Origin of the sequence: Enterococcus sp. S183_ASV_20 (genome assembly GCF_018919685.1) — a bacterium.
Classification (GTDB): domain Bacteria; phylum Bacillota; class Bacilli; order Lactobacillales; family Enterococcaceae; genus Enterococcus; species Enterococcus faecalis.
In genome coordinates, this window is the sequence record NZ_JAHLRI010000113.1 from 1 (window position 1) to 3,289 (window position 3,289).

Annotated in this window: 1 protein-coding gene and 2 pseudogenes; all 3 read left to right on the plus strand. The window is 33.1% G+C overall.

Translation table 11 applies throughout. The annotated features are described in order from the left end of the window. Positions 1-173 precede the first annotated feature (173 nt). The 3 genes and pseudogenes from KQI94_RS16860 (at position 174) to KQI94_RS15700 (ending at position 2,924) form a co-directional block, all read left to right on the plus strand. Positions 174-1,733: pseudogene (locus tag KQI94_RS16860) on the plus strand (polysaccharide deacetylase family protein). A 149-nt stretch (positions 1,734-1,882) separates the two neighbouring features. Beyond that, a pseudogene (locus KQI94_RS15695) lies at positions 1,883-2,436 on the plus strand (ZinT/AdcA family metal-binding protein); the annotation flags it as partial. 59 nt (positions 2,437-2,495) lie between these two features. After that, positions 2,496-2,924, plus strand: coding sequence for a NusG domain II-containing protein (locus KQI94_RS15700; RefSeq protein ID WP_002363103.1), 429 nt, complete (start codon positions 2,496-2,498; stop codon positions 2,922-2,924). The last annotated feature ends 365 nt before the right edge of the window (positions 2,925-3,289 follow it).

Sequence of the window (3,289 nt, forward strand, 5' to 3'; positions counted from 1 at the left end):
AGAAAATACATCAATTTTGATAAGTAGAAATGGTAAAAACATTGTATAGCATTTTACACAGGAGTCTGGACTTGACTGAAAACTTTCTTGTAAAAATTATCTATAAATTAGTTTTTATTACAATTGCGCTGTTTTATTTTACTTTATGATGATAAAAGGAAAGATAAAGTCATATGTCTGATAAAAATACCTATGCACGTCGTAGCCAACGTCACAAACAAGAACCTGATATCTGTGAAAATACAAATCAATTGAATGAAGCTGTAAAGTCCAAAACCGGAAACGAAAACAAACAACCAAAAATACCGAAGAAAAAATCTAATTATAGCAAGTATATATTCGCATTGTTTACCGCACATATTCTAGTAATTGTCGCTACTGGCGGTTATATTGTTTATACATTAAAACAGCAAGAAGTAGAAGCTCAAACCAAATATGAAACTGCTGCAAAAAATCTCATGGCTTCAATCCAAGAAGAGCAAGACCAAAGTGGAATTTCAACGAAAATAGATACTATAAATGACGGAGAAAATAAGTGCCTTGTTTACAGTCCAGTTTATGAAAGTACTGTTCCTTTCAAAAATGCAAACCAGCTCGTAGACGAGCTTGCTCAAAAGTAACAAAAGAAGCAACGTGAAAAAGAAGTGCTTACAGTTGCCAGAATAAAAGCAACAGCAATATCTTCTAAAATTGGTCAGTATAGAATTGAAGCAGATAGTTTTATCTGGGATCGCAGTAAGGAAAATTTTAAAAAGCTAGACAGTATTTCTGAGAAAACCATTTATGTTTCCGAAAAAACTGGTAAAGAAATCACAAATAAGGATTTGATTCCAGATGAAGGAAGTCTCTTAGGTATTCAACAGGTGATTCAGCAATCCATTCTTGATCACGCCAAAGAGCTTGAAAAAATAATTGATGCTGTATTAACGATAGATAGAATTTCTTACGAGAGTAAAATGACTTATACACCTGATGAATTGACCATCGACCTACCAAAGAACACAACTGAAACTACTAAAGTTACTCTAAAATACAGAGACATTGCGCCTTTTATTGATACAGATCTGGTTTCGCAAGAAAGTATAAAAGATGCGTTACCTGCATTAGATGAAAATAAAAAGTATGTCGCTCTTACTTTTGATGATGGACCCAATAATAGCTCAACACTTGATTTGTTGAATATACTAAAAACAAACAACGTGAAGGCTACTTTTTTCATGTTAGGACAGATGGTGGATCAAAACCCAGATGTTGCAAAACAAGTCCACGACGAGGGTCATGAGGTAGCATGTCACTTGTATTCTCATCCACAGTTGAATACACTTTCGACAGATGAATTACAAAGTGAAATGAATAAAGCTAATAAAGCTAATAAAGCAATTTTTAAGGCTACAGGCGTCTTGCCTCGCAATATCCGTCCTCCTTATGGCGCTATTGATAAAAAAAGTGCTGAAACAATTGGCATGCCAATTATTCAATGGAATATTGATTCGCTAGATTGGAAAACAAGAAATCCTGAAGCAATCAATAATGTTGTCAAACAGAATGTCTTTAATGGCGCAATCATCTTAATCCACGATATCCATCATGAATCAGTCAAAGCTGTACCAGGATTGATCACTATGTTAAAAAATGAAGGATACGAATTTGTGACGATCGATCAACTATTGTCAGGAAAACAAAAACCATTACATCAATATTTTGGTATGAATGATGAACGGTTAGTAGACTGACTGTTATTAAATTGCTAGGTACGTGAAGAAGTTATATTTGTAGTTTCTCTCTCAGAAAAAAAGTTAAGCAAAACAAATTGATAAAGAGTATCAAGAATGCTAATCCTTATTAGTTAAAGTTCTATCTGGAAAAAGCAAAAGTATTTGAGACACAACACGCAGCCTTTGGATATTTAGCTTTGGATTATGGATTGATACAAGTTCCTATTGCTGGACTAAGTCCTGAAGAAGAGCCATCTTCTGGTCAATTCGCTGAATTAAAAGAGTATGCCAAAAAAATAATATCAATTATATTTGTTTTGAAAAGAATGCTAATGATACAAAAACTTTGGCCAACGAAGCTGGGATAAAATTGGAAGTATTGAATCCTCTTGAAAGTCTTATAAAAGAACAAATGAATAATGGTGAAGATTATGTTTCAGTAATGGAAGACAATCTAAAAGCGTTAGAGAAAACAACTATGGTTGCTGGTGAAGAGGTAGTTCCAGAAAAAGAAGCGAAGGATGAAAAGACAGTTGCTAGTGGGTACTTTAAAGATGTCGATGTGAAGGATCCCGAATTGAGTGATTATACAGGTGAATGGCAATCTGTTTATCCGTTGTTAAAAGATGGAATTTTGGATGAAGTTTTCGATTACAAAGCAAAACTCAATAAAGACATGACAGCTGCTGAGTACAAAGATTATTATACTACTGGCTATGAGATAGTTTTCCTTTAGTTAGATTTAACCTGCTCTTTATTATGCATAGAAAGAGGATTCCTATGAAAAAAACTATTACAATCCTAACTGACTATCTTGGTTTAGGAAAAATTGATATGAAGATAGGAGACGTAATAATTATTGGGATTTTGATTATTAGCTCCTTTATACCTTTATTTATTTTTTCTCTTGAGAAGGGGAACCAAGGAACTACTAAATATGCTGTTGTTCGAATTAATGGCAAGGAAGTAGATCGCTTTAATTTAGATAAAATCAGTCATAAATATGTGAAGTATTATCCAGCTAAGGGACAATATAATATTATTGAGATTAAAGATGGAAAGATCCGAGATAGAGAAGATAATAGTCCTGATCAGATTGCAGTTAGAACTGGATGGATATCAAATCCTGGTCAGACTAGTATTTGCTTACCCCATAAATTAGTTATTAGTATTGAGAAAAAAGGAAGTCCTGATTATTATATTTACTAATAAAATCTGACTTATTTTAGAGAAGTGGTTACTATTTTTAGTATTGTAAGATTACAGTAATGTCTTCTTTCTGGGTAAAACGGTTGCAAAAATCTATATTTACCAGTGTTATATTATTACCAAAAAGGCGCAGTGAAATAATTCTGCAAAAAACCGTTGGGGCTCTAGGGCTCTAATGAGTTTTGTCTTTTACATATAGTGTAAAGGGCAGAAAAAGGGAAAAATTTCGCATATTAAAGACCATCCTTTTCCAAATCTTCAAGTATGTTAGCACGCATGTTTTTAGTTACGCGAATTGTAAAATTAAGTTAGAAAAATAAAAAGGCATTTATGGTACACTCAAATTGTATTTCCGACGAAAGAAA

Coding starts and splice junctions, on each gene's coding strand:
- KQI94_RS15700 (WP_002363103.1), top strand. CDS start 2,496: ATGAAAAAAACTATTACAATCCTAACTGACTATCTTGGTTTAGGAAAA.